This window comes from Enterococcus sp. AZ149 (assembly GCF_051714285.1).
Lineage (GTDB): Bacteria > Bacillota > Bacilli > Lactobacillales > Enterococcaceae > Enterococcus_D > Enterococcus_D entomosocium.
Genome location: NZ_JBIORO010000001.1, coordinates 2,526,217 through 2,551,114 on the forward strand (window position 1 = coordinate 2,526,217; position 24,898 = coordinate 2,551,114).

At 45.2% G+C, this 24,898-nt stretch carries 18 protein-coding genes and 1 other annotated feature (1 of these 19 cut by a window edge); of the genes, 5 read left to right on the plus strand and 13 right to left on the minus strand.

Annotated elements, in window-relative coordinates:
• Positions 1-28: a binding site (T-box leader), on the plus strand (it extends 204 nt beyond the left edge of the window).
• A 49-nt stretch (positions 29-77) separates the two neighbouring features.
• Entirely contained in the window at positions 78-917 is an 840-nt protein-coding gene (locus IGI94_RS11685; protein WP_438899802.1) for a MetQ/NlpA family ABC transporter substrate-binding protein, read from the plus strand.
• Between the two features lie 138 nt (positions 918-1,055).
• On the plus strand, positions 1,056-1,967 hold the full coding sequence (locus IGI94_RS11690; RefSeq protein WP_438899803.1) for a LysR family transcriptional regulator: 912 nt from the start codon (positions 1,056-1,058) through the stop codon (positions 1,965-1,967).
• A gap of 137 nt (positions 1,968-2,104) precedes the next feature.
• Here IGI94_RS11690 and IGI94_RS11695 read toward each other — a convergent pair whose 3' ends face one another.
• The 11 genes from IGI94_RS11695 to fdrA all read right to left on the minus strand — a co-directional run bounded on the left by IGI94_RS11695 (position 2,105) and on the right by fdrA (position 17,796).
• Positions 2,105-3,853 (minus strand): ABC transporter ATP-binding protein, encoded by a 1,749-nt coding sequence (locus tag IGI94_RS11695; RefSeq protein ID WP_016621448.1) that lies wholly within the window; start codon positions 3,851-3,853, stop codon positions 2,105-2,107.
• Positions 3,837-5,591 (minus strand): ABC transporter ATP-binding protein, encoded by a 1,755-nt coding sequence (locus IGI94_RS11700; RefSeq protein WP_438899804.1) that lies wholly within the window; start codon positions 5,589-5,591, stop codon positions 3,837-3,839. Before IGI94_RS11700 ends, IGI94_RS11695 begins: the two co-directional genes overlap by 17 nt.
• 463 nt (positions 5,592-6,054) lie before the next feature.
• Positions 6,055-7,698 (minus strand): peptide ABC transporter substrate-binding protein, encoded by a 1,644-nt coding sequence (locus IGI94_RS11705; protein WP_430615520.1) that lies wholly within the window; start codon positions 7,696-7,698, stop codon positions 6,055-6,057.
• A gap of 28 nt (positions 7,699-7,726) precedes the next feature.
• Entirely contained in the window at positions 7,727-8,437 is a 711-nt protein-coding gene (locus tag IGI94_RS11710) for a gamma-glutamyl-gamma-aminobutyrate hydrolase family protein (protein WP_005234504.1), read from the minus strand.
• Positions 8,438-8,730: 293 nt separating this feature from the next.
• Positions 8,731-9,213: a single-stranded DNA-binding protein gene (gene ssb, locus IGI94_RS11715; RefSeq protein WP_016613685.1), complete on the minus strand. Its 483-nt coding sequence runs from the start codon at positions 9,211-9,213 to the stop codon at positions 8,731-8,733.
• 227 nt (positions 9,214-9,440) lie between these two features.
• Positions 9,441-10,502: an ureidoglycolate dehydrogenase gene (gene allD, locus IGI94_RS11720; RefSeq protein WP_086297667.1), complete on the minus strand. Its 1,062-nt coding sequence runs from the start codon at positions 10,500-10,502 to the stop codon at positions 9,441-9,443.
• A gap of 48 nt (positions 10,503-10,550) precedes the next feature.
• Positions 10,551-11,768: a dicarboxylate/amino acid:cation symporter gene (locus IGI94_RS11725; protein WP_438899805.1), complete on the minus strand. Its 1,218-nt coding sequence runs from the start codon at positions 11,766-11,768 to the stop codon at positions 10,551-10,553.
• A 13-nt stretch (positions 11,769-11,781) separates the two neighbouring features.
• The gene (gene arcC / locus IGI94_RS11730) at positions 11,782-12,714 is read right to left on the minus strand and encodes a carbamate kinase (RefSeq protein ID WP_008379201.1); all 933 of its coding nucleotides are present in this window, start codon (positions 12,712-12,714) and stop codon (positions 11,782-11,784) included.
• Positions 12,711-13,961: an MFS transporter gene (locus IGI94_RS11735; RefSeq protein WP_005225376.1), complete on the minus strand. Its 1,251-nt coding sequence runs from the start codon at positions 13,959-13,961 to the stop codon at positions 12,711-12,713. The genes arcC and IGI94_RS11735 overlap by 4 nt, the downstream gene beginning before the upstream one ends.
• Before the next feature lie 15 nt (positions 13,962-13,976).
• Entirely contained in the window at positions 13,977-14,798 is an 822-nt protein-coding gene (locus IGI94_RS11740; RefSeq protein WP_420698286.1) for a DUF2877 domain-containing protein, read from the minus strand.
• Positions 14,788-17,796, minus strand: coding sequence for an acyl-CoA synthetase FdrA (fdrA, locus tag IGI94_RS11745; protein ID WP_438899806.1), 3,009 nt, complete (start codon positions 17,794-17,796; stop codon positions 14,788-14,790). The genes IGI94_RS11740 and fdrA overlap by 11 nt, the downstream gene beginning before the upstream one ends.
• Positions 17,797-17,912: 116 nt before the next feature.
• Between fdrA and IGI94_RS11750 the strand changes: the two genes are divergently transcribed.
• The 3 genes from IGI94_RS11750 to IGI94_RS11760 all read left to right on the plus strand — a co-directional run bounded on the left by IGI94_RS11750 (position 17,913) and on the right by IGI94_RS11760 (position 21,634).
• Positions 17,913-19,490, plus strand: a complete 1,578-nt coding sequence (locus IGI94_RS11750; RefSeq protein ID WP_438899807.1) for a PucR family transcriptional regulator — start codon at positions 17,913-17,915, stop codon at positions 19,488-19,490.
• Positions 19,487-20,284 carry an alpha/beta hydrolase gene (locus tag IGI94_RS11755; RefSeq protein ID WP_429961450.1) on the plus strand — a complete coding sequence of 266 codons (798 nt, stop codon included), beginning with the start codon at positions 19,487-19,489 and terminating at the stop codon, positions 20,282-20,284. The genes IGI94_RS11750 and IGI94_RS11755 overlap by 4 nt, the downstream gene beginning before the upstream one ends.
• Before the next feature lie 204 nt (positions 20,285-20,488).
• Complete coding sequence (locus tag IGI94_RS11760; protein ID WP_005234488.1) at positions 20,489-21,634, plus strand: cation:proton antiporter; 1,146 nt, start codon at positions 20,489-20,491, stop codon at positions 21,632-21,634.
• Positions 21,635-21,791: 157 nt separating this feature from the next.
• Here IGI94_RS11760 and abc-f read toward each other — a convergent pair whose 3' ends face one another.
• Positions 21,792-23,261 carry a ribosomal protection-like ABC-F family protein gene (gene abc-f / locus IGI94_RS11765; RefSeq protein WP_438899808.1) on the minus strand — a complete coding sequence of 490 codons (1,470 nt, stop codon included), beginning with the start codon at positions 23,259-23,261 and terminating at the stop codon, positions 21,792-21,794.
• 360 nt (positions 23,262-23,621) lie between these two features.
• Complete coding sequence (locus IGI94_RS11770) at positions 23,622-24,890, minus strand: dicarboxylate/amino acid:cation symporter (RefSeq protein WP_005234475.1); 1,269 nt, start codon at positions 24,888-24,890, stop codon at positions 23,622-23,624.
• Positions 24,891-24,898: the final 8 nt, after the last annotated feature.

Consider the following 24,898-nt stretch of genomic DNA (forward strand, 5'->3'; position numbering starts at 1 on the left):
GTGGTACCGCGAAATGATCGTCCTTCCCAAAGACTATTCTTTGGGAAGGCTTTTTTTATAAAAAAGGAGGAAAAGTTATGAAACGAAAGATTCGATTGGGTGTGGGCTTTGGTTTATTGTCCTTAGTTTTATTTGCCGGTTGTGGCAATCAAGAAGAAGTGACCGGAAATGCCGAAGAGCAGCAGACAGAAATCAGAGTTGGTACGACACCAGGGCCTTACAGCGAGCTGTTTCTTCAAGGAATCAAACCAATTTTAGAAGAAGCAGGCTATACCGTGACCGATATTGGCTTTACTGGGGTATTGGAAGCAGACATTGCACTGAACGATGGCGAAATCGACTTAAACGTGGATCAGCATACCGCCTATTTAGAGAACTTTAATGAAAACACGGGTGCCGATTTGGTCGGTATCACACCGATTCCTACCGTTCCAGCCGGCTTGTATCCTGGCAGAAAGGACAATTTAGCAGCGATTGAAGCAAACGATACCATCGGGATCCCCAATGATCCGTCAAATAGTGCCCGGGCCCTGTTGCTGCTGCAAAAAGCCGGCTGGATCGAACTTGACCCGGAAGTGGCGCCCATTGACGCGACGTTAAGAACCATTACTGACAATCCTTATGACTTTGATATCGTTGAGATGGATTCTGCGCAAATCCCCCGCAGCTTAGCAGATTTAGACTATGCGGTGATTCCCGGCAGCATCGTTTACAGTGCTGAAATCGCTGCAGAGGAAAGCTTATTAAGTGAAGACATTTTGCAAGAGTATGAACTGGTGGCAACGGTAAAAAAAGCCAACAAAGATAGTGACTGGGCACAGGCAGTGGTGGCAGCTTATCATTCTGAAGCCTTTAAAGAACTGCTGGCAGAAGAAAATCAAACGGGTTATTGGTTTATTCCTGAAGAATTGGAATGACCGCTTCACAAGTAGCAATAGGCAGCAACTGTCGTCGTATTTTTTAAAGAAGCTTCTATTACTATAGAAGGAAAAGACATGACTACTATTGATTAGTGGACCATTCCCCGTCTGAATCTTTGTAAAGGAGGTCAAAAATTGAATATTCAACAAATGCGCATCGTGCAAGCGATCGCTGACCATGGAAGTTTTCGTGAAGCAGCCAAACGGCTGTATCTTTCGCAGCCAAGTCTTTCCCAAGCCGTGAAAGAGTTGGAAACAGAATTGGAGGTCCAGCTTTTCGAGCGTACGAATCAAGGCGCCCGCTTGACTGCCGAAGGCTCGGAATTTCTAGACCATGCCCAGCCAATCTTGAGTCAAGTGGCGCAGCTGCAAACGCGTTTTTCCAGCAAGCAAGCAGCGAGTCAAACCTTCGCTATCGCAAGCCAGCACTATGATTTCACGGCTGGAATTTTCAGTGAGCTGCTGCAGGAATTTCCCGACTGCCGCCAGTTTCGCTTATTAGAAACCACGACCTTAAAGGTGATCACGGACGTGCAACAATATCGAAGTGAATTTGGGATCCTTTATTTGAATGAGCAAAACCAAGCAGGATTGGAACGACTGCTGCAAGGCGCCCAATTGTCCTTCGAGGCGTTGGGACGGTTTCGCCCCCATGTCTTTTTGCGAGCAGCTCATCCCTTGACAGAAAAAAGGCAGCTTTCCTTAAGAGATCTCGCCCCTTATCCACAAGTACGCTTTTTGCAAGAAGATGAACGCTATTCGTTCTTCTCAGAAGATTTGATCGACTTCGCTCAAAGCACTCAAGTGGTGCATGTCAGCGATCGAGGCACGATGGTCCAGCTATTACAACAGACGGATCTTTATGGAACCGGCTCGGGGATCGTTGCCCAACCAGAACGCCAAGACTTGGCTTTTCTTCCTTTGATCGACGCGTCCGAGGGTGAGATCATCCTCATTAAAAAGAACGATCGCCCGTTATCAGTGATCGGCGAGCGTTTCTTAGCAAAATTACGGCATCATCTTACAGCTTTTCCTATTGATATATAAGCGAAGGCCTCCTCTTCCAACTCCCCATAGATGATTGGCTGCTCCTTCGCATTATATAAAAAATCCTTGAGCCACTTCCCATGCAGGAGGCTCAAGGATTTTCTTTTACGGTTAACATTGTCGGCAATCACCGCTGATTACAGCTGCTCTGCCTGCATTTGATACATTTGCTGATAGATTCCTTGCCCTTGGACAAGACTCGAATGGGTTCCCCGTTCCACGATCTTCCCTTGATCCAAGACCAAGATTTGATCTGCTTGTTTGATCGTTGACAAACGGTGAGCGATCATAAAGGTCGTCCGTCCTTTTTGCAAGATGGTCATCGCCTTTTGAATGATGGATTCTGTTTCAGTGTCCACATGGCTCGTCGCTTCATCCAGAATCAAGATTTTCGGATCAAACACCAATGCACGGGCAAAACTGATCAGCTGGCGTTCTCCACTAGAAAACTCATTGCCTTTTTCAACGACTGGATGATGGATGCCTTTTTCGTAGCGGCTCAAAAGGTAGTCAGCGCCGACTTGTTTCAAGGCATCGATAATCATCGCTTCGGTGATCGTTGGATCGTTCATTCCGATGTTGCTGGCGATCGTTCCAGTAAATAGATAGGGATCTTGCATGACGATCGCCATTGAATCTCTTAAACTATGACGATCAAAATCAGCGATCACTTGTCCATCCACAACGATTTTTCCGTGCTGCGGATCATAAAAACGGAACAACAGGTTCAAAATACTCGATTTTCCAGAACCAGTATGACCGACTAGAGCAATGGTCTCTCCTGCTGCAACGTCAAAGTTGATATCGTGCAAGATTGCTTGCTCAGGATCGTAGCCAAAGGTCACTTGTTGGAAAGAAACATCGCCATTCGTGACAGTCAGCTGCTCACTTTGTTGTTTTTCAACCGGCTGATCAGCAAACTCAAAGACCCGCTGTCCGGCTGCCAATGATTGCTGCACATTGGTGATGGTTTGGACAAGCCCTTCGATGGGATCATACAGGCGGTTGATGTAATCAATAAAGGCATACAGCAAGCCTGCTGAGATCGCCAAGCGGCCATCAAGGAAAAAGGCAGCCAAGGTCGTGATCAAAATCAAGATCGTTGAATTTCGCAACAAATTGCCTAATCCCCAAGCGATACTTGAATCGAGTAAGAGGTATTTACGTCCGGTTTTGAACCATTTCTCTACTGTCTCATTAAATTCTTTCTGCAACTGATTTTCTCGTTGGAAGGCTTGGATGATCGCCATTCCTTGGACAAATTCATTTAACTGCCCACTGATTTGTGAGATGTATTCCCGCATTGCTAAATTGTAACGAGAGGCATATTTTGTGTAAAAATGCTGCCAGATTCCTAAAATCGGGATCAGGATCAGCATCGCTGCTCCTAAGGTGCGATTCAAAAGAAATAATGCAATAAACGCACCAATGATTTGGATAATGTTGCTTAACAAATTACTGATCACGATCACGTAGAAATTAGACCGCAAAACTTCGGTGTCATTCGTAATCCGTGCGACGACTTTACCAGCTGGGATCTGGTCAAAGTAAGAAACCGGTAATTTGTGCATATGGTCAAAAAGCTGATCCCGCATTTTTTTGACAATACTGTTGGACATTTTTCGCAATTGCAGCAAGCTGATATAACGAAAGAGAGAACCAATCAAATTGACCAGCAAATACCCAGCGAGTAATTGGATCAAAAGCATCGTGTTTAGGTTTCTGCTGTCAACCGCCGGTGTCATCACTCGGTCGATCAGCTGTTTGGCAATCAGTGGTGAAGTCAGTTCGAGCGCTGCTGCCAACAACAGCAAGATTGCGCCCACGGTAAATTGTTTTTTATAATAGCTCAAATACGTGAGCAAACGCTTAATCGTTGAGAACACTTGTATCGTCCTCCTTTAACTGTTGATGGTAATACTGTTCTTGGTACCAGCCTGGCGTTTCGATCAACTCCTGATGGGTACCACGCTGTGTGATCCGTCCGTCTTCTAAGACGATGATTTGATCCGCTTCGGTGATGGCGGACAATCGATGGGTCACGATGATGGAGGTCGGTGCCTGCTTCATCGTTTTCAAATTCGTGATGATGGCTTGTTCCGTTTTGGCATCAACTGCCGAAAGGGCATCATCCAGTAAGAGGACTTCACTGTTTCGTAAAAACGCCCGTGCTAAGGACAAGCGTTGTTTTTGTCCACCAGACAGGGAAACGCCTTTCTCACCGACGACCGTTTCGAGCCCTTCTGGCATCCGCTTGATGTCTTCACTAAAGCAAGCGGCTTCCAGTGCTTCCCACAACACTTCTTCTGAAGCATCTGGCTGTCCGAATAGCAAGTTCTCGCGAATTGTTCGTGAAAACAAGGTATGTTCTTGCGGCACTTCTGCAAAGTGGTTGCGCACTGCTGTTGTTTGATAGGTCGTCAACGGCTGCTCGTTAATCAAGGGTACTTGATCAGAGTATGGATAGCGGTGACCGAATTGTCTTAGCAGCGTCGTTTTTCCGCTACCGGTCTTCCCAACGATCCCTAAGACTTCTCCACGAGTGATCGTCAAATCCAGTCCTTCTAACACATAACGAGCTGCTTGTGGGTATTGGAAATGGTATGCTTCAAAACGGATCGTATTGATGGCTTGCAGGTCGGCTTCACCAGGAGTTTCTAATTCATCACCCGTCTGCAGCACTTCATTGATCCGACGCCAGGATGCGGCACCTTGTTGCATCACATTCACAAGATCTCCTGCTGAGATCATCGGCCAAACGACCATTGTCAAGTACACTTGGAAAGAGACCATCGCACCGATGGTGATCGTTTGGTTGGCAACAAGAAACGCCCCAACACCAAAGCTCATCACAAAACTGATCGCTAAGATGATGGTAATCAGCGGCCCGAAACGGGAATCGATCTCAGAAACGATATTGTTTTTTGCTCTTGTTTCCAGTGTTTTCTTTTGAAACTGTTCAGTGGTGGCTCCTTCTAGTCCATAAGCTCGGACGACCCGAATGCCATCAATGATCTCCAACACTTCACTGTTCATCTCAGAAACAGAATTCTGCGCTTCCGTAAACGCCTTATCGACTTGCGAGCCCCATTTGAAAATGTAATAGGCTAAAAGCGGCATTGGGATCAAGGCAATCAACGTCAATAGCCAAGAAACCGTCCCAGCCATCATCGCCACGATAAAACTTAGATACAAACTAGTATTTAAGAAAACCATCAGTCCATACCCAACGGTCATCCCCATCACTTGGACATCGTCACTGGAACGAGTCATTAAATCGCCTGTTCGGAAACGATGGTAAAACGGCGCCCCCATTTTAAGAAAGTGGCTCATCAATTGTTCCCGCAATTGTTTTTGCAAATCGTAGGAACCAATAAATAAATTAAACGTCCAAACAAATTCGGCCAGATATCCTAACAAGATAGCTCCAGCAAAGAGGGTCACGTATTGGACCAGTATCGAATAATCAAAATTATCTTGGATCAGCGCATCAATGAATAAGCGCAAGATATAGATTGGTGCGACATACATCGCACTAGCAATCACCATAAAGACGAATACGAAGGTATAGCGCACCTTATGTTCTTTAAAATACGTTGTTAATTGTTTTAATACATACTTCATGTTTTATCCCTCACATTCTAAAAAAGTACACAAAAAAGCTCTGTCCCTTCGGAAAAAGGACAGAGCATAAACGTCGTTATTATAGACATTATCTGTACACTAATGGTTACCGAATGAGGGATTCACTTTATTCAATTTGGTTGTTTTTTTATCAAATACTTTTTGCATCGTAATCCCTCCTTCTCTTTTTATTTTGCTGACTACACCTAACACTTTACAGATAAGTTTCTGAGAATGCAACAACTTTTATTAATTTTCTTTAAAAAAGATTGACTTTTCTAAAAACACAGATGTGAAAACAGCCCTTTTTAACAACCTTTTTTTGAAAACGAATTCCTGTTTTACCCCAAGAGTTGCAACGATTTTGGCTAAAATAAAAAAACAGATGCCCTTCTCTTCAACAAACGCTGTTTGATCAGCACACTTGGTTGAAAAAAAGTTCCTCTGTTTTCTTACTACCTGTTTATTCTGTGACAGATGCTAGGCGATAGGATACTGTTCGTCCAAAAGGAAACACTTGCACCCCTTGCAAACGATCTGTTTTCAAATACGCCACCGCCCCTTGATATAACGGCAAAACGGCTGTATCTTCAACGATCAATTGTTTTTCCAGTTCTTTCAATAAGTCCCAACGGGCAGCTGGGTCGTTTGCTAAAGTCGTCCGTGCTTCTGCTAACCCTTGATCGTAACTTTCACTAGCATACCCAGACGTATTCAAGCCACCTGTTGAATCATAAAATTCTAAGAAGTTGATCGGGTCCGCGTAATCTGGTGTCCAAGTCCCAAAAACGAGATCAAATTCACCTTGGGATTGCAAGTCCAAACGGTTTTGTAAAGGAATCGACTTGGCATCGATGGTTAATCCCGGCAAATTGGTTTCTAACTGCCCTTGGACAAACTCGATGGTTTTCTTGGCTGCTGCTGTATCTGCTGACAACAGTTCCAAAGTGATTTCCTCTTGTCCCAACTCTTCTTTGGCTTGTGCCCAAAGCTCTTGTGCGGCTGTTAAATCGTACGGCAGTAAATCGCCATTTTCTTCACGAAAATCTTGGTCTGTTTCAGGATCTTTGGCAAAGTTGCTTGGCACAAAGCCGTTCAATGCAGTGGACCCATCACCTAAGATATTTTCGGCAAATGCCTCTTTGTCGATGGCTTGTAAAATTGCTTGACGTACTTTGACATTGCCTGTGACTTCTCGTTTTTGGTTGGCACTTAAATACCCCACCAGCGCCTTTGGCACATAGTTGGCTTGAGCTGAGTTTTGGTATTGCTGCGCGTAAGTATCCGTTAAGGTGGTGTAGTCCAGTTCTCCTGTTTCAAAAAGGCTGACACCAGTCGCCGTTTCCTTCACTACTTGCACGTCGATCTTGGTCAATTGGACATTCTCAGCATCCCAATAATCAGGATTTTTCGTTAACGTCCATGATTCGTTGGTCCCGTTCCACCCTTCGATCAAGAATGGGCCATTGCCGACAAAATTTTCCGCTGATAACCCATAATCGGCACCTTTTTCTTCAGCAAACGCTTGGTTTTTTGGCATAAAAGGTGTCCCGACCAAAATTTGATCCAGATACGAGATTGGACTTGCCAATGTCAGCTCTAACGTCTGCTGGTCCAATGCTTTTGCACCTAACTCACTCACCTCAGCGTCCCCTTGACGCACTTGACTGCCATTTTTCAACACATCCATTTGATTACTGCTACTAGAACCATTCTCTGGATTAGCAACATATTGAAAGGCGTAGACAAAATCATCCGCAGTAACAGGATCGCCATTGCTCCATTTTGCATCACGAATGGTGAAGGTATAAACCAGTCCGTCTTCTGATACCGTAGGCTCTTCAGCGGCCATCGCAAGCTCAGGATCCCCCTCTTGATCCAGACGGTATAACCCTTCTGCCACTTGTCCGATCATATCGGAACTATTGACATCCGTGTATTGTCCGCTATCAAGGGTTGATAAGGCGCCAGCGGTTGACACTTGAATTTCTTGCGCAACGGCTCCTTGCTCCTCTTGCTGTCCAGAATCCGTCGTGGGGCTCGTGGTACTGCAGGCACTTAAAACCAATACTGTGAAAGCAGTGATACCCATCATTCTCTTTTTCATTTTTCTCCTCCTTGCGTGATCCTCTTTCTTACAATACGTCAACGACATACTTGAAAACCGCTTGTTCTTGTATAAGCGCATCATAGGCAAAATCAGGATGCCATTGAACCGCCAACAAGCGCTGACCCACGTGTTCAATGCCTTCAATGATGCCATCAGGACTCCAAGCTGTCTTTTGCAATGGACGAGCCAATCGATCCACCGCTTGATGATGAAAGGAATTAACCTTTGTTTTTTGACCGTAAACACGAGCCAACATGCTTTTTTCAGCCGTCACGATGGCATGGGTCGGCACTTCTTTCGGAATCGGCGCCTGCATATGAATGATCTCACTGAAGGTACTGATGTCTTGCTGCAGCGTGCCACCGAATGCCACGTTGACCAGCTGCATTCCCCGACAAACCGCAAAAATTGGTTTCTTTTGCAGCAGCGCTTCATCGATCAGCGCTAGTTCAAACTCATCCCGTGCCAACAAGCCGCTTCCAGTTGCCTGATGGGCCTCCTGCCCATAAAACTTGGGTGAAACATCTTGTCCACCAGCTAATACCAGTTTATCGATCTGTGAAACATAGTCCTTGGCTGCAGCTGGCTCACTGATTGGCACGAGCAATGGCAGTCCGCCCGCTTGCTGGATCGCTCGCACATACCCTAATGGTGTGTAGGCGATCGGCAAATGATGCAGCACATCGCCAGCATCTTGCACTTCATTCGCAGCGATCCCTATAATTGGTTTGCCCATCGACATCCCTCCCTGATTAACGATTTTTTCAGAAAAAAGCGGTATCTAGCAGTTGAACAAGGCAAGCGCCGCACTTTTTCTCAAGATATGTTTCAACTATTCTAAACCAATCCGCACTTTTTGTGAAACACTATTTTCACTTTCGCGATCATTTATTACAATCACCATTCTATTTAACCCCCTCTTTGATAAGCAATAAAGAACACCGCTAGTCAGATATAGTTGAATTTTGCCAATGCTTTCTCTACGTAAAAAAACATGCGAGAAGCCGTTGCTTTCCGCATGTTTCGTCATTAAAATAATCGATTGTCTTTTAAAAACTCCAGCATCTGTGTTTTTAGGGGATCTTTTTCATTACGGATCGACTTTGTTTGCGTCGTTTCATCAAGTGTCGATGGCCGCTTTTTAGGAAAAGGCGCCGCTGGTTCTTCTGCCAACTCTATGATTTGGAAGCTATCCACCACCACTTCTGCCGCACAAAGTCTCTGACCTTCTGGTGTTTCATAAGGACAGCCTTGCAAGTGTCCATTGATTTTGATACTTGCCCCTTTTTGAGTATACCGTAAAAAGGTCTCTGCCTGCTTTCCATGAATGACGCAAGCAAACCATTCATGGTGCACTTCTTCACTGTTTTGCCATTGAGACACAATGACAAGATCAAAACGTACGCTTTGATCGTCCGCCGCATCAAACGCTTCTTTACTAGGCATCTCTGCGATTTTCCCAGTAAGAACCACTTTATTCATTGCCACGTTGCATCCTCGCTTTTCTCTCATTTCTTGAGTGATCTTAACTTATGCGACCTATTCTACCACATTCCAAAAAACAAGCAATCAAAGGTCGAATGGCTTAAGAAATGCTTTGAACAAAATGAACCAACTCAAAGAATTCATCTGATCCTGCCAATAATGTGCGATTTTCTGACTGAAAACTTCTCTTTGCTCCAGACAGCAAAAAACAATTGGTTCAATCCCCCTATGAACCAACTGCCTTTTGCGGATTTTTATTTAGCAAAGGAATCTTGACTACCATAGCGATCAAAATGGAGGGTTTCGCTTTCGAGGTAGTCGATGATCGCTTTGGGGATCATGACCCCTTCTTGCTGGGCTTTTTCAAAGTGTATTTGGCTGATCTCTCCAGGATAGTAGACTTGTGATTGCCCTTCTACTGGCGGGATTGCATGCAGCTCAGTCACCATCTGATCGATGCTTTGCTTGAAGGTTTCGGTGTTGGTAAAACGAGATGGATCGATCACAAGAAGGAATTGTCCTAAGCGGCGTTTTTCCGTCAAGTCCGCATACATGGAGGTGACCTGTTTACCAAAAGCCAAGCCTAGCATCGAGCCAGCTAAAATATCCACCATCATCATCAAGCCATATCCTTTAGCACCAGCGATTGGCAATAATCCTTGGACAGCATAGGGATCGGTGGTAGGCAAGCCATGCTCGTCTACTGCCCAAGTATCGGGGATCTGCTGCTTCTTCGAGCGAGCATCCAAAATTTTGCCCCACGCTTGAACCGTCGTCGCCATATCAAAAACCACCGGTGGATGATTGGCTCGTGGTGCAGCAAACGCGATTGGATTGGTGCCAAAATAGTTTTCGGTCCCACCAAAAGGCACCGCCATCGGATCCGATTGACACATGGCGATCGCTACTAAGTCGGCTTCAGCAGCCTGTTTGACGTAATACGCCATCGTCCCGCTATGGCTGGTCTGCTCGATTCCTACTGCAGCGATCCCGGCTTCTTTTGCCAGATGAATGGCGATCGCCATCGCTTCATTGCACACATAATGCCCCATGCCGTTATCTCCGTGGAAAATTCCGGTAGCGGCGCCTGTTTTTTCAAAAGACATGTTTGGTTCCAGCGTGATGCCACCTTTTACTAAACGCTCGGCATAGTAGTCCATCCGCACGGCACCATGAGAATGGATCCCGCAAGCATCCGCAAAGGTCAAATGCGCCGCTGTTTCACTGGCAGCGGCTTCTGGCAAACCAGCAGCCAATAGTTTCTTTTTCATCAATGCTTCTAATTCCAGCAGAGAACGTCTGCTCATTTCTTCCATCTTTTCTCCTCCTTAGAAAAAGAGAAGCACGCTTGGCAACGGCTTCTCTTATTGATTAAACACGCGATAATCCAGTTCATCGGCTGACTTAGCGATCAGCAGCGCTGAATAGACGTCTGAGTTCACGTTCAAGATCGTCCGCAGCATGCCAACAAACCATTCGACACCAGCAAATAGCGCAATGCTTTCGATTGGTAAACCGAGCTGGGGAACAATGATTGCCAAGGAAACTAACCCCGCTCCGGGAACAACTGCATTGGCTAAAGAAACGAAAGTCGCAGTTACAGCTACCGTCACCATTTGGATCCCGTCAAAGTTGATTTGATACATTTGGGCGATCGTCATGACTGTAATCGCCATATGCATCGCTGACCCATTGCTGTTCAAAGACATCCCTAACGGCAATACCAAATTGGTGATGCGGCTACTGAGTCCTAATTTATTCTGGGATTCTTCCATAGCGATCGGCAGCGTGATGGCAGAGGAGGTTGTCGCCAATGCCATGACCGACATATTTTTCATATTTTTGATCAATCGTAACGGATTGATCCGACAATACACGGTCAACAAGACTAGCCACAGCCCAAGGAACGTGACGGTGGCTAGACCGTAGACAAGCAAATAGCTGCCTAATGGCAAAATGATCTGCAAGCCCAGGGAGCTGATCGTTGAAGCGATCAAAGCAAAAATACCGATTGGTGCCACGATCATCACGTAACGAATGATGGCAATGACGACCTCATTCAGATCCACGATCAACCCATAAAGAGCTGACTCAGGTTTCTTTTGCATAAAGCGATTGAGGGCAACACCAAAAAATAACCCAAAAACGATGATTTGAATAATTGACCCTTTACTCAACGCATCGAAAATATTCGTGGGAATAAAGTTGATCACTGTCTCTGATATAGAAATTTCTTGTGCTTGCAGAGGTTCGCCGGCAGCTTGTGAAAAGTCGATCCCTTTGCCTGGAGCAAAGAAGAGCGCCATCAGCACGCCCCATGCAGCAGCGAATAAGGAGGAAATCCCAAAGACAGCGATCGTTTTTCCACCCAAACGAGTGAGTTCTTTCGGGGCAATCCCCCCAACTGCTTGAATGATTTGGCCAACGATCAATAATGGGATCGCCATTTGTATCAGACGCAAGAAAAGATCGCCCAAAATTTTTAGGAACGAAGCGGCTTGCCCAAAGAACAAACCGCAAAGAATCCCTAGAAGAACGGCAATAACGATCTGCGTCACCATCGGTAGTTTTTTTGCTTTCACTTTGATCCCCTCTTTATTTTCGAAGTATGGTTCCTGTATGCTGATCCAGTTCAGCTAACTTTTCGATTGAGGTAATAATCGCGGTTCTGGCTGCATCTTCTTCAACAAAATCAATCGCAGCTTCTATTTTTGGCAACATACTGCCCGCTGCAAAATGGCCTTCCTCGATGTAGCCCTTGGCTTGTGCCACACTGATTTCCCCTAAGGCTTGCTGATTCGGCTGGTTGTAATTGATGTAGATATTGTCGACACCAGTCAAAATGATCAGGCGATCGGCCTGCACGTCTTTTGCTAAGACACTAGCGGTAAAGTCCTTGTCGTTGACGGCTTCCACGCCAGTAAACCCATTGTCGTTGCGAACGACAGGTACGCCACCACCACCGGCGCAAATCGTGATCACACCAGCATCGACCAATGTTTTGATGGCTTCTTTTTCAACGATTTCTTGCGGTTTCGGGGATGGAACCACTTTCCGGTAACCACGCCCAGCATCTTCTTGATATACCCCGCCATTGGCTGCCATCGCAGCATTGGCTTCCTCTTCACTATAAAAAGGTCCGACTGGTTTGGAAGGTTTCTCAAAGGATGGATCTGCTGGATCGACACGAACTTGGGTGACTAATGAGATCACCGATGGATGTGCTTGTCGTGTGGCAAACTCATTGATCAAGGCATTTTGCAGCCAATAACCGATACTTCCTTGGGTCATTGCCACGCAGCTGTCTAATTTCAATTGGGGATTTTTTTCACTTTCCCCTGCTTTTTGCTGCAACAGTAAATTGCCGACTTGTGGTCCATTGCCGTGACAAACAATGACTTTTTCCCCTTTTTCGACAAAATCGGCAATATAACGTGCTGCTTGCGCAACAACTGCTTTTTGTCCTTCATCACTAGGGTCTTTATCTAAAATAGCATTGCCGCCTAACGCGATCACATTCAAACTCATTTTATGCTCTCCTTCTGATTTTCCTTTGCTAATACGGCAAAAACACCTAATCCGATCAGCAGTAATAGACAAGACAGGTAAAACCCGACCTGCATCGATCCTAAAGAATCGGCTAAAAAGCCAGTAACATAAGGTGCTAAGATCGACCCCGACATCCCGATAAAGTTATAGGCACTCAAAGTCGTTCCTAAGGCGCCTTTTGGTGCGTTTTTCGTCACAAAGGTCACGACGATTGGATCAAGCGCCAGCTTGCCAGTCAATCCGTACAAAATCAAAACAGTGATCAATAAGGTACGATCCGTTACAAAGGCAATGGCAAATACGGAAAGGGTCGCCAATGGGACCAATAAATAGACTAATTTTTTCGTTGCGCCTGTTTTATCATTCAATCGAGCAAAAATCAACGCACCTGGAATTGATGCCCATGGGACTAAGGAAGCAATAAAGCCGACACTCGCCCCTTCAAAGCCACGCTCGGCAATCAAGAATTGCGGCAGCCAAGTAATGATCACAAAGTTTGCATAAATGCTGGTAAAGCATAGAACAAAGGCTGCCACGAGATTGCGGTTTGAAAAAATCTGCTTCAAGGAAATCTTTTCTTTCGGCCCTTCTTCTTTTATTTCTTGTCCTTCATCTTCTGGACGAATCACTTTTTCTTTCAAAACAAAATAGAACAAGACACCGACGATCAAGGTCGGAATTGCCATTAGGAAGAAGGGTTGGCTCCAATGGCCCCCGTTATCCAAGACCAATTTACTAGAAAGCAAGTACCCACCAGACGTTCCAAACGCCATCCCACTGTTGATAATGGCATTTCCGACGGTTCGTTTGTTGTCGGGAATCGCTTCGGTAGACAATGCGTATTGCGGACCGTAATAGGCACCTTGACCAATCCCTGCAATGGCACGAATCACTAAAAACAAAACAAAGCTTGTGGCTAGCCCACTGAAGTACGTAGTCACCGCCAATAAAACAAAGCCTAGAGCGATCACCAATTTACGACCGATTTTGTCGCCGATGATCCCAAAAGGAATTTGCGCAACGGCATAAGTCAAAAAGAAAATACTATTGGCAAGTCCTAGTTGTGTGTTACTTAAATTGAATTCTTCACCGATCACACCCATGATTGGATTGAAGATCGTCCGTGTGGCGTACATTAAAATCCAGCCGACAAAGAAAATAGCAACGACTTTTTTCCAGTAAGAATTGCTTACTTTGACCGCATCTTTCTGGTTACTGATTTCCATGATTTCTCCCCTTTTCTATTCTTTCTCCTCAAGTGACAATGACTCCAACGCTAACAACAACCCAAAGCTAAGATCTTTGCCTGACGAATGACCGATGGACATCAGCTGCTGCACATCGTTTTCCAGCACCTGCGGGTTTTTACTTTTTACGTCTTGGAATAATTGCAGCATTACCGAATTGACATACCCTTGACTGGCACTTTGAATATAAGCAAGGCTGACATCCGTCGTAGACAGCGGTTTTGCCAATGCTTGTGCTAACGCGTCGGCTTCTGGCTGTTGCAAGGCATAGAGCATCGCTTGATAGGCAACGAGAAGATCATCGCCGCTAGGTGTCAATCCTTTGCCGCGGCCAATCAGGTGGTCAATGATTGGTTCCCAATCTGAGACAGGTTGCCGCAATGCCGCAAACACTGCTTGGGTTTTCTCATCTTCTGGCAACCCAATCTTGGTTTCTAGTTCTTGCTGAAGCAGTATTTCTTTCAAAAGCTGCAATTCCGCAGAGGTGAAGGATAACTCCTTCACCTGCAGCGAAACCAATTCTTTCTCCTCTAATGAAAGAGAAAATGTTCCTTTTGTGCTGTAAAAGGTCAGACCATGCTCTCGGACTTGCACGCGATTGCCGACTTCGATCAAAGGCAAGACTTGTTCAAACAATGCATCGGGTAAAAAGACCCCGAAGCCAGTCAAATAGTTGCGATAGTTGTTGATATTGACCAGCTGCTGCCCGATCATCACATTGAATGAACGATCAAACACGCTATGCACCCGACCGGTACGACCGAATCGTTGCAGTGGGTCTAGATAATCACTGATTTTAATTTTCTCAGTCAACATCGATCCCCAGATCCTTCGCATAAGCCGTCAAGGCATTTTCAAAACAGCCTAACGGTGCACGCACCGTGCCTGCGCCGACTTGACCGACACCTGCTTCTTTATGGGCGATCCCAGTATTAATGATTGGGGTGATGCCTGTTTCAACGACTTTGCGGATGTCGATCCCCAAACAAGTCCCTTGGAAGTCCCATGTTGGGATCGAGAAGGTCGGATTATGACCGAAACAGATTTTTGCCATTTCGTTGGAAGTTTCCAGCGCATCCTCAAAGCCCCCAGCGCCGACAAAGCGTGTTACCCCTGGTGCGGCTACCATCGCCATTGCTCCGACGCCGACGGTTTCAGTAATGGCACTGTCCCCAATATCAGGATTGCCATCTGCTTCGGTAAACCCAGTAAAGTACAAACCTTTCGGCGTATTGACTGGTGCAGTATGCCATTGGTCTTCTGTTTGAGCGACACGAACCCCAAAGTTAACACCGTTTCTCGTCATGGTGGTCACGATCGTTCCTTTGGCATCGACACGGGCACCGTCAACGATGGCTTTGCCGGTTGCCATCATGATATTCAAGAAGAACTGATCGGTATCTGCTAAGAACTTGATCACTTCATATTTTTGCTTTTCATCGATTTCTGTTTGGATGATCAACGGCGCGATCTCTTTCAAAAAGTTCAATGATGCTGCAATATTTCGCTGATGGAATTCATCCCCCATTGTGATCGACCGGGCAATCAATACATTCAAGTTGATGCCTTCTTCTGTTAATTGTAATGCCTTGGCAATGGTTGGTCCTAAGACGTCTTTGATCCAATCCAAACGATCGATGACTTCTTGTGAATAGGCACCAAATCGTAAGACTTTACCGATCCCTTCGTTCAAAATACAGTAGGCTTTGTTGCCGACAAGGCGGTTTTCAACCACAAAGACAGGCATATTCCCAGAAGTGATTCCCCCCATTGGTCCAACTGCCTGGACATGGTGACATGGCATAAAGCGGACTTCCCCACTTTCGAGTAAGCGGCGGGCTTCGTCTTCATCTTTCGCCCAGCGTTCAAACAAGGCAGCGCCGATACAAGACCCTTGCATCGGTCCCGTCATTTCCGACCATTGGATCGGCGGTCCTGCATGCAGCAAGGTTTTCTGGCTTTCGTTTAATTCAGCGATCACTGATTTAGCTGGAACGACATCAATCAAGAATGGTTGGGCATTTTTGATTTTATCCGTCACTGCTTGATTTTCAGCTGCGATTTTTTCGTCAAATTCTTCTAACGCGTCTAAAATACGGATCATTTTCTTGTTGCCGTTGGCACGAGGACGCCAGTTAAATTGTTCTGTTTTCCCGCCATATTGCAGGATCGATTCATTGAAGCTTTGCAATCCAACATTGATGATCCGTGGTTTGGTGGTCAACAGCTCCATCACTTTCTCGCTAACTGTCGGCACCTCAACTTTGCTACCAGTATAGTCATTGACTGTTTTGTCTGCTTCAGAAAGAGTCGCCCCTTTTAAAGCGAGGGCTAATTGCACTGCTTGAGCATTGCTTGGTGCCACATAGACGCCAGCTGCTTTCAAACGGTTGACTGCTTCTTGATAGTTTTGCGGATCTTTTTCAGTTCCGCAGACGGTAGCAACAAAGTATAGCGCGCGATCAGCTGCTTGGGCTGTTTGCTGTGCAGCTTCGATGGCTGGTAACAGTGCACCTACCATATCTGCATGTGCGCCGTAACCTAACACCACATCAAATAAAATGACCCCGGTTTGCTCATCTTGCGCATAGTCTTCGATTTTTTTGATGCGCACTTCAGGATCGATCATTGGGTGCGGTTTGCCTTGGGTATAGATATCATCACCAAGGTCGATCACATCATAGCCGTGGGAATGCAAGATATAGCCTTCTTGTTTTACAAGGCCTTCTAGATTCAAGGCTTCGGAGATCAGCATTCCTGCTTCGGCAGCTAATGTACCGCCAGAATAAAGACCTTTGACCACTTTGTCTTCAGCGAGTTTGGGCACATCTGGGGTTGCCACGCGTTCAAAATAGTTCGCTTTGACGGGTTCTTCATTGGCAAGATCAACAGCGATGCGCGCTGTTTCTTCCAGCGTATGTGCCAAATAGACTTTTCCTTCATGGGCTTCTGGTTTTTCTCCTAAGAAAATCGCTACCACTGGTTTGCTGATACTTTGCAGCAATTGAACGACTTCATCCCGCACTTCTTTTGCAGGTGGTTTCGAGATCACGCAAATCACATCTGTCGGTTCATGATTTTCTAAAGCAACGATGGCATCTTTGACAGTGATCGCCCCAACTTTGTCGCTTAAGTCACGTCCGCCGGTCCCGATGGCATGAACGACACCACCGCCTAATCGGTCAATGATCGTCGTCACTTCTTGAATCCCTGTACCAGAGGCACCAACGACGCCGATGTTTCCTGGTGCCACGACATTCGTGAAGGCAATCGGAATGCTAGAAATAATACCAGTCCCACAGTCAGGCCCCATCATCAATAAGCCTTTTTCATGAGCCAGCTTTTTCAAACGCACTTCATCTTCGATAGCGACATTGTCCGTAAACGAGAAAACATGCAAGTCATTTTTTAGCGCTTTTTCCATCTCGGCTGCGCCATATTCCCCAGGAATACTAAATAATGCAACATTGGCATCTGGCATTGCGCTCAAGGCTTCTTGCCATGAAGCCGCCGCTGGCGTTTCTTTGCCTTGATCTTTTGCTGAAAGATCAGCTAAAAATGAATCGATCGCTGGCATTACTTGATCCATGATCTGTTCGTTTTGGCTATCGACCACGATCATCATATCGTTGGGTGAAGCACCTTCTGCCTCTTTAGAAAGCAATCCAGTGTTATTTAATATGTCTTTGTTTGCATCCGTCCCCATCATGATTTGACTCATTTCGACATCGCCTAGATCATTGATCGTATTCGTCAGCAGCATTAAGTTAATGGAATCTTGGTAGTTATTCTTTAAGATTACTGTGTGCAGCATTTGTTCTCCTCCTTTTCTTATACTCTCATTCTAACGAGCCTTGTTTGCGTTTTCATTGGATAAAGTTCTAAAAAAATGCTATACTTTTTATCCAAAAGAGAAAAAAGGAGCATTTTATGAAATTAAAAGAATTGGTTGAACTGCCGCTTTTTGAAAAAAGTAAAGTCCTGACTGGCTCCATTGGTTTAACAAATTCCGTTGGTTCCGTTATGGTGTTGGAAGCGATGGATATCGAAAAATGGAGCAAAGCCCATCAATTGATTTTGACTTCTTTTTATGCCTTCAAAGACCAATCGCCTGAGGAACTGCGTGTTTTTTTTGAAAAAATGCAGCAAATCGGTGTCAGCGGTTTAGTGATCAAAGTGGATCGCTTGATCCCTATGATCCCAGATTGGGTGATCGAGCTTAGCTTTGCTTATCAGATCCCTTTGATCAAAGTGCAGCAAGAAGTCAGCTATGAAGCCATCATGCTAGCGGTTTACGAACCATTGCTAAATCACCAAACCCAGCTGCTGCGTACCTATTACGAAGTTCGCCAGCGCTTCATGAAAGTTGAGCGCAACCACTCTTCTTTCGATCAGATCATGCAGGAGTTCTATCAATTGATCGAAAAGCCTTGTTCGTTGCGCATCCCCCATTTAGATGTGTATGTGTCCGTCGGTCAATCCTTTAAGAATTTCGTGGTGACCAAACAAGAACCCATGAAAACCATCGAGTTTACCAAGAACCACTACGAATATTTGGAATTATTTTCTCATGAGAACAATCAATATGTGACTGCCATCAAAGTAGAGATCATCAATCCTTACAATGATCTGTGTACCTTGATCGTTTATCAGAAAGATTCGCAGATCCCTGAGGCAAAAGTCATGATCATTGAAAATGTGATCGACGTCATTTATGAACGCCTCCAAATGGCGTATTTGTTGAAGAAAGAACGCTACAATCGCATGAACAATCTTGCCGATGCGATCTTACAAAACACTCCTAGTAATTTGGCTGAGCTGGATCTTTTGTTAGAAGAAGCGCAACTGGATCGCTACGATTTCTACCAAGGCATTGCCTTTGCTTCCAACAGCTTTAAAGATAAGGAGCGTAAGTCCGTCGTTTTGCACAAGCTACGAGCGTTGAAAACACCCCACGTCTTTTTTGAACACCACAATTATTTGGTGATCCTCTATAATTTCCAATCGATCGCCCATCAGGTGACGAAACAGATGCTGCAGACACATTTTGATGATGCCCTGTTAGCCGATGAACATGGCTGCTTGGTGGTCAGCGAAGTCTTGCGCAAGGAACAGATCAAAGAGATCCTGCCAGAGTGTTTGGATGCGATCCGCTTCAATCGGCAGTTTTATTTGGCGCCGATCATTGCCTATAGCGACTTAGGTATCTTTAGTTCCTTTATCAAGGAGAACCAACTGGAAAAGCTGCAGCAAAGCATTCCCCCGAAGCTGTATCAACTCTCGGAAGAAAATGAAGAGCTGTTCAAAACGCTGTATACCTTTTTTATCACGAATCGCAATTACAAAAATACGGCTGAAACCTTGTTTCTTCATGCCAAAACGATTCGTTATCGGCTAAGCAAAATCGAACAGCTACTAGAGATCGATCTGACAAGTCCGATCCAATTAGTCAATTACGAGATCGGCACCTATTTATTAGAGCTTCAGAAAAGGAGTCAAGCAAAATGAAAAAAGAATGGCAATTGACCACCGGTGCTTCGGTGTCCCTTTATCCTGCTTCGGAGAAATACGTGATTTACTTTCACGGCGGCGGTTTTGTTTATGGAACCCGTCAAGACATTCCCGCATCACTGATCGCACTATTTCAAGAGCAGCAATACAGCGTCCTCACAGTCGATTATTTACTGGCGCCCAATTCCTCGTTAGCGGAGATTTTGGCGCTGAACTGGCAGAACTTTCAAGAATTGCAAGCAACTGTGCTTAAAGATAATTCGTTTTGTTTCTGCGGACGCTCAGCTGGCGGTTATTTGATGCTGGCGCTGACCCAGCAATTACTGAAGGAACAACAGAGATTGCCTGAAAAACTAGTCAATTTTTATGGGTATACCGATCTTTCTTTTATTGAAAACAAACGAGTCTTGCAGCAGCCGCTCTTAAGCAAAGAGCAAGTCCCTTCTTTGGATCAAACCGAGATCGTTTGGGATGATCCGCAGTTTCAGCGCTATTTGCCTTATGTTTATTGGGTTCAACAGCAAGAACTCACCACGATCTATGGTCTAACAGCTGAAGCTCTTTCTGACTATGCCATTGATCCTGAGCTGCTTGCTCAATTTCCTCCAATTTTCAGCAGTGCCAGCAGTACCGATGAGGAAGTTCCTTTTCGTTACAGCAAAGGCTTGAAGAAAGTGCCTAAAAGCAAATTTGTCCCTGTCTATGATTTGCCCCACGACTTTTTGAAAAACGTCGAGGAGCCGCAAGTCCAAATGGTGTTTCAGCAGCTCGCCCGTTGGCTCAAACAATAATTTGATACAAGTAAAGTGAAAATAATGTTTTTTTATTTCGACGAGTGCACAGAAAAACTCTGATTGCCTTCGCTTCCTCCTTATCTCAAAAAACGTGTGGTTTAATGAAACTCTTTTAATAAAAAAAGGCTTGATACAGGCTCAATTCAAGAGAGAATGCTATACTAAAGGGGAGTATGTTATAGGAAAGAAGGATGAGGTTTTATGCATTTTGTCGGGATTTTGTGTTTGATCCTAATCACGACGACCCTCTTCTCGCATCTGGCGAGACGGATGGGCGTTCCTGCTGTTATCGGGCAGTTGTTAGCGGGGGTTTTATTAGGAGGCGCAGGACTCAATTGGGTCCATCCAGATATTCTGGTTCATGATTTTTCAGAGATTGGTGTTATTTTGCTGATGTTTTTAGCGGGATTGGAAAGTGATATTTCTTTATTGAAACGCTATTTTCGTCCAGGGATGCTCGTTGCCCTTTTGGGGATCGTGTTCCCTATGCTCTTCGGGTATGCCACGGGGGTCGGTTTTCAAAGCAGTCCCACAGAAGCGTTCTTTTTCGGGATCGTATTAGCTGCCACCTCAGTCAGTATTTCTGTCGAAGTATTGAAAGAGTTGAATGTGGTGAATACGAAAGAAGGGTCGACGATTCTTGGTGCTTCCGTCGTGGATGATATTTTGGTCGTGTTGGTTTTGAGTCTTAGCCTTTCCTTTTTAGGCGGCGAAAGCAGCCAAGCAACACCACTGCCGGTCACCTTATTGGTAGAATTGATTTATTTTGTGTTGATTTTTCTATTAGTGAAATGGATTGCTCCGTTCTTATTGGCACTTGCAGAAAAGCTATTTGCAAATTCCGCGGTGATCATCATGTCACTGATCATCTGCTTAGGAATGGCGTATCTTGCTGACCTCGTTGGGTTAAGCTCGGTCATTGGTGCCTTCTTCGCAGGGATCGCTGTCAGTCAAACGAAGGTTCGTGAGGAAGTGGAACACAGTGTCGAAGCATTAGGTTACGCCGTCTTCATTCCGGTGTTCTTTGTCAGCGTTGGCTTAGAAGTTGATTTTTCCCGCTTAAATGAGCAATTATTCTTTATTCTTGCCTTTACCGTGGTCGCGATCATGACCAAATTGGTCGGTGGCTATGTCGGGGCGAAAATCGCGAAATTCTCAAACAACAGTGCTTGGATGGTGGGAGCTGGAATGATTTCCCGAGGTGAAATGGCATTGATCATTTTGCAGATTGGTCAACAAAACCAATTGATCTCATCCGCATTGTATTCCCCTTTGGTGATCGTTGTCTTGTTGAGTACCTTGATCTCTCCCCTGATCTTAAAATACTTTACGAAAAAGATTTATTAAGCGATGTAGCAACAGCGAGGCGATACCGATGATTGCAAAAAAAAACAGCGCGGGTTTTGTAGTGACCGCTCAACGGCCGATTGTTGATCGAACGTTGGGCGGTCGCTTCCTTTCCCGCGCTGTTTTTCTCTATACAGGTATAAAAGCGACAATGCTGCTAGTTACTGGAAACCAATGTTAATTTTCCATGATCGATTTGATACACATCATCCGCGACGGCATCGATAAACGCTTGATCGTGAGATGTGAACAAAACGATGCCTCGATAGCTGCGAATCAATTGTTCCAAGACGGTGATTGTCGGTAGATCAATAAAGTTCGTCGGTTCATCAAGTATCAAGACATTGGCAGATTGAGTAAAGATGCGTGCGAGCTCGACCCGTGTCGCTTCCCCGCCGCTTAGCACATTGACTGGCTTCATCACGTCAATCTGGCTAAATCCCAGATTGTGTAAAATACTGCGGACCAGTGGTTCCTGATAGTCTGTTTGAGCCATCAATTCCGTCAAAAGCGGTGTGGTGCTGTTTTTTCGATAGCCCATTTGCTCGTAGACCGCAAAGACGATTTTCGGTGATACATAGATTCCCTCTCCACCTGCGATGATTTCTTTTAGTAAAGTCGACTTCCCCGAACCGTTCGGACCCACGATAGCGATTTTCTTCCCGGCAGCAAACTGGAAACTGCTGCTGTCTAGCAAACGTTTCGCCCCTCTTTGAATGGTTACTTGCTCCCCACGAATCGGTCGTTTATTATGCAGCTCCACTGCAGGGACTACTGGAAAACGAATCACCTGCTGCCGGGCAACACCCTTCACTTCTTCCAACTGATCCAAGCGGCTTTCCATGGCTTTGACTGTTTTTTGCAATGATTTTTGCACCGTGTCTTTTTGTTTTGATGACGACAAACGGTCTGGTCGGATGTTCTGCTGCCGCTTTTTTTCAGAAATACGACTGCTCTTGATCGCTTGTTCTTTTTTCTTTTGGATTGCTTGGGTCAACTGCTGTTTTTGTTGCTGATACTGCGTAGCCTCCCAGGCAACACGCTGTGCCGCTTGCTCTTTTTGCTGTCGGTAACTGTCATAATTGCCAGAATACTCGGTGACTTTGCCTTGATCGACTTCCCAGATTTTCGTTGCCAGCTGATTCAATAGATACCGATCATGACTGACCACGATCAGGGTACCATAATAATACTGCAATTCCTCAATCAAGACTTGAATTCCTTGCTGGTCTAAATGGGTCGTTGGCTCATCGAGCAAAAGTCCTAACTGATAGGAAGATAACGTTTGTGCCAACCGGTATTTGGTCTCCTCCCCGCCGCTTAGTGTCGCCAATTCATTTGTTGGGATCGAAAAACGACCAAACAGCGCCCAGTCAAGGGCCTCCGTCTTTTCAGTCACCTCAGCGATTTGTGGGAAATAGTGAAACGAATTTTCTCTTTGGATCGTTCCTGAATCAGGATCGATCACTCCCGCAATCAATTTTAGCAAGGTAGACTTGCCTTGCCCGTTTGCGCCCACGATCCCGATACGATCCGTTTGATAGGCACTCAGTTCTTCAATGTTCAGTACTTCTTTGGCCCCATAATTTTTGATTAGATTGTTTATTTTTACACTTAATTGTTCCATCAGTCTGTCCTTCCCGTCTAGGAAAACGCAAGCACAAAAAAAAGGGCATAGCCTACCGCTATACCCTGATTTTAATAAGAAATTGGAAAAAAGAGGACACTCATCCCTTGAAATCACGATTGCCTAGACTTTTGAAATAGATTTAAGTTAGCTATTCAAAAGGTCAATCCACAATTTCATCGATGCTGTCATGTTTTTTCCTCCTCTTTTTGTCGTAGTTGTCTGTTGAATGACAAGCGGAAAATCAGCCGCTACTGTTTACCGTTTACGGTATTTCAGGAAGCTTCTTTAGTCTATCAACGAATCAATCGTAGCACGTTTTCAAAAAAGAGTAAAGTTTCATCACAAGAATGATTGGTCTTATACGCCATCGGTGATTTTTTCTGCTAATTTGACCTGGGCTTTTTCACCATTGAAGACTGCACGATCCAGTTCTCCTTCATCATGAGCAACGATCAACGCCACCGTGACGTCAGGGTCAACATTCAAGAGGGTCCGAAACATCCCAGAAAACCAATCGATCCCTGCCAGTAAGGCGATGCTTTCATTAGGTAGTCCTAACATAGGTAAAACCGTAGCCAGTGTGACTAATCCGCCGCCTGGAACGACGATCGTTCCCAAGCATGCCAACGAGGACAACAAGACCACTTGCAAAAGATCCCCCCAGCTCAATTGGATCTGGTACGCCTGAGCAACGGTTACGATTGCCAGGGCTAAAAATAAGGAGAGCCCATTGCTATTTAAGGTCATGCCTAAAGGCATCACGAGCTTATTGATTCGATCACTGATCCCAAATCGTTCTTTGCCATCTTCGATTTGAAACGGCAATGAAACAGCAGAAGAGGTGGTCGTAAAGGAAACCACCGATAGACGCCACATATTCTTTATCAAACGAAACAAGGAAACTTTGCAATAGAGCGACGTCAAGAGAAACCAAAGAAACAAAAAGAGCAAAGATGCCGCTGCTAACGTCAATAAAAAACTGGCTAACATTCCCAACACACGAATGCCGGTATCTTCTACCAAGGAAGCAACAAGGCCGAAAATCCCGATCGGCGCCAACTTCATGATCATGCTGACCATTTTTAACAAAATATGATTAAAACTACCGATCATATCTAGAAACAGCTGATTCTTTTTTTCATGCTTGATTAAGCTCAAGGCAAGGCCAAAGAAGAGCGAAAAAATAATCACTTGGATCATATTCTGCTCCACCATGGCTTGAATAATGTTCAGTGGAACAAAGTTCAAGATGACTTCTTCTATGCTGCTGGTACTTAATGCAGTTTCTGTACTTTGCAGCAGCGACTGGTCAAGGCCTGCGCCGGGCTTGAGGATCAAGGCGAACAAGAGACCGAAAATAGCGGCGACGAGGGTCGAACCGGTAAACCAGAGGAAGACTTTCCCGCCGATCCCACCTAATTCTTTTGGATCAAGTCCCCCCACCGCTTCAATCACCGAGCCCATGACCAACACGACCACAGACATTTGAATCAGTCGCAAGAAGAAGTCCCCGACTAGCTGCATTTGATCACCTAAACCGGGAAAGGAAACGCCCCAAAAAATCCCCAATACCGTTGCAATCATGATTTGGTTGGTCAAACTGATTTTTAAGGATCGTTTTTTCATCTGTTGTT

Bases quoted from the DNA above. Each gene is read 5' to 3' on its own strand.
- IGI94_RS11740 (WP_420698286.1), bottom strand. From the start codon at position 14,798: ATGTTGACTGAGAAAATTAAAATCAGTGATTATCTAGACCCACTGCAA.
- IGI94_RS11770 (WP_005234475.1), bottom strand. From the start codon at position 24,890: ATGAAAAAACGATCCTTAAAAATCAGTTTGACCAACCAAATCATGATT.
- fdrA (WP_438899806.1), bottom strand. From the start codon at position 17,796: ATGCTGCACACAGTAATCTTAAAGAATAACTACCAAGATTCCATTAAC.
- IGI94_RS11705 (WP_430615520.1), bottom strand. From the start codon at position 7,698: ATGAAAAAGAGAATGATGGGTATCACTGCTTTCACAGTATTGGTTTTA.
- IGI94_RS11710 (WP_005234504.1), bottom strand. From the start codon at position 8,437: ATGGGCAAACCAATTATAGGGATCGCTGCGAATGAAGTGCAAGATGCT.
- IGI94_RS11760 (WP_005234488.1), top strand. From the start codon at position 20,489: ATGCATTTTGTCGGGATTTTGTGTTTGATCCTAATCACGACGACCCTC.
- IGI94_RS11700 (WP_438899804.1), bottom strand. From the start codon at position 5,591: ATGAAGTATGTATTAAAACAATTAACAACGTATTTTAAAGAACATAAG.
- IGI94_RS11750 (WP_438899807.1), top strand. From the start codon at position 17,913: ATGAAATTAAAAGAATTGGTTGAACTGCCGCTTTTTGAAAAAAGTAAA.
- IGI94_RS11735 (WP_005225376.1), bottom strand. From the start codon at position 13,961: ATGGAAATCAGTAACCAGAAAGATGCGGTCAAAGTAAGCAATTCTTAC.
- IGI94_RS11755 (WP_429961450.1), top strand. From the start codon at position 19,487: ATGAAAAAAGAATGGCAATTGACCACCGGTGCTTCGGTGTCCCTTTAT.
- abc-f (WP_438899808.1), bottom strand. From the start codon at position 23,261: ATGGAACAATTAAGTGTAAAAATAAACAATCTAATCAAAAATTATGGG.
- arcC (WP_008379201.1), bottom strand. From the start codon at position 12,714: ATGAGTTTGAATGTGATCGCGTTAGGCGGCAATGCTATTTTAGATAAA.
- allD (WP_086297667.1), bottom strand. From the start codon at position 10,502: ATGGAAGAAATGAGCAGACGTTCTCTGCTGGAATTAGAAGCATTGATG.
- IGI94_RS11685 (WP_438899802.1), top strand. From the start codon at position 78: ATGAAACGAAAGATTCGATTGGGTGTGGGCTTTGGTTTATTGTCCTTA.
- ssb (WP_016613685.1), bottom strand. From the start codon at position 9,213: ATGAGAGAAAAGCGAGGATGCAACGTGGCAATGAATAAAGTGGTTCTT.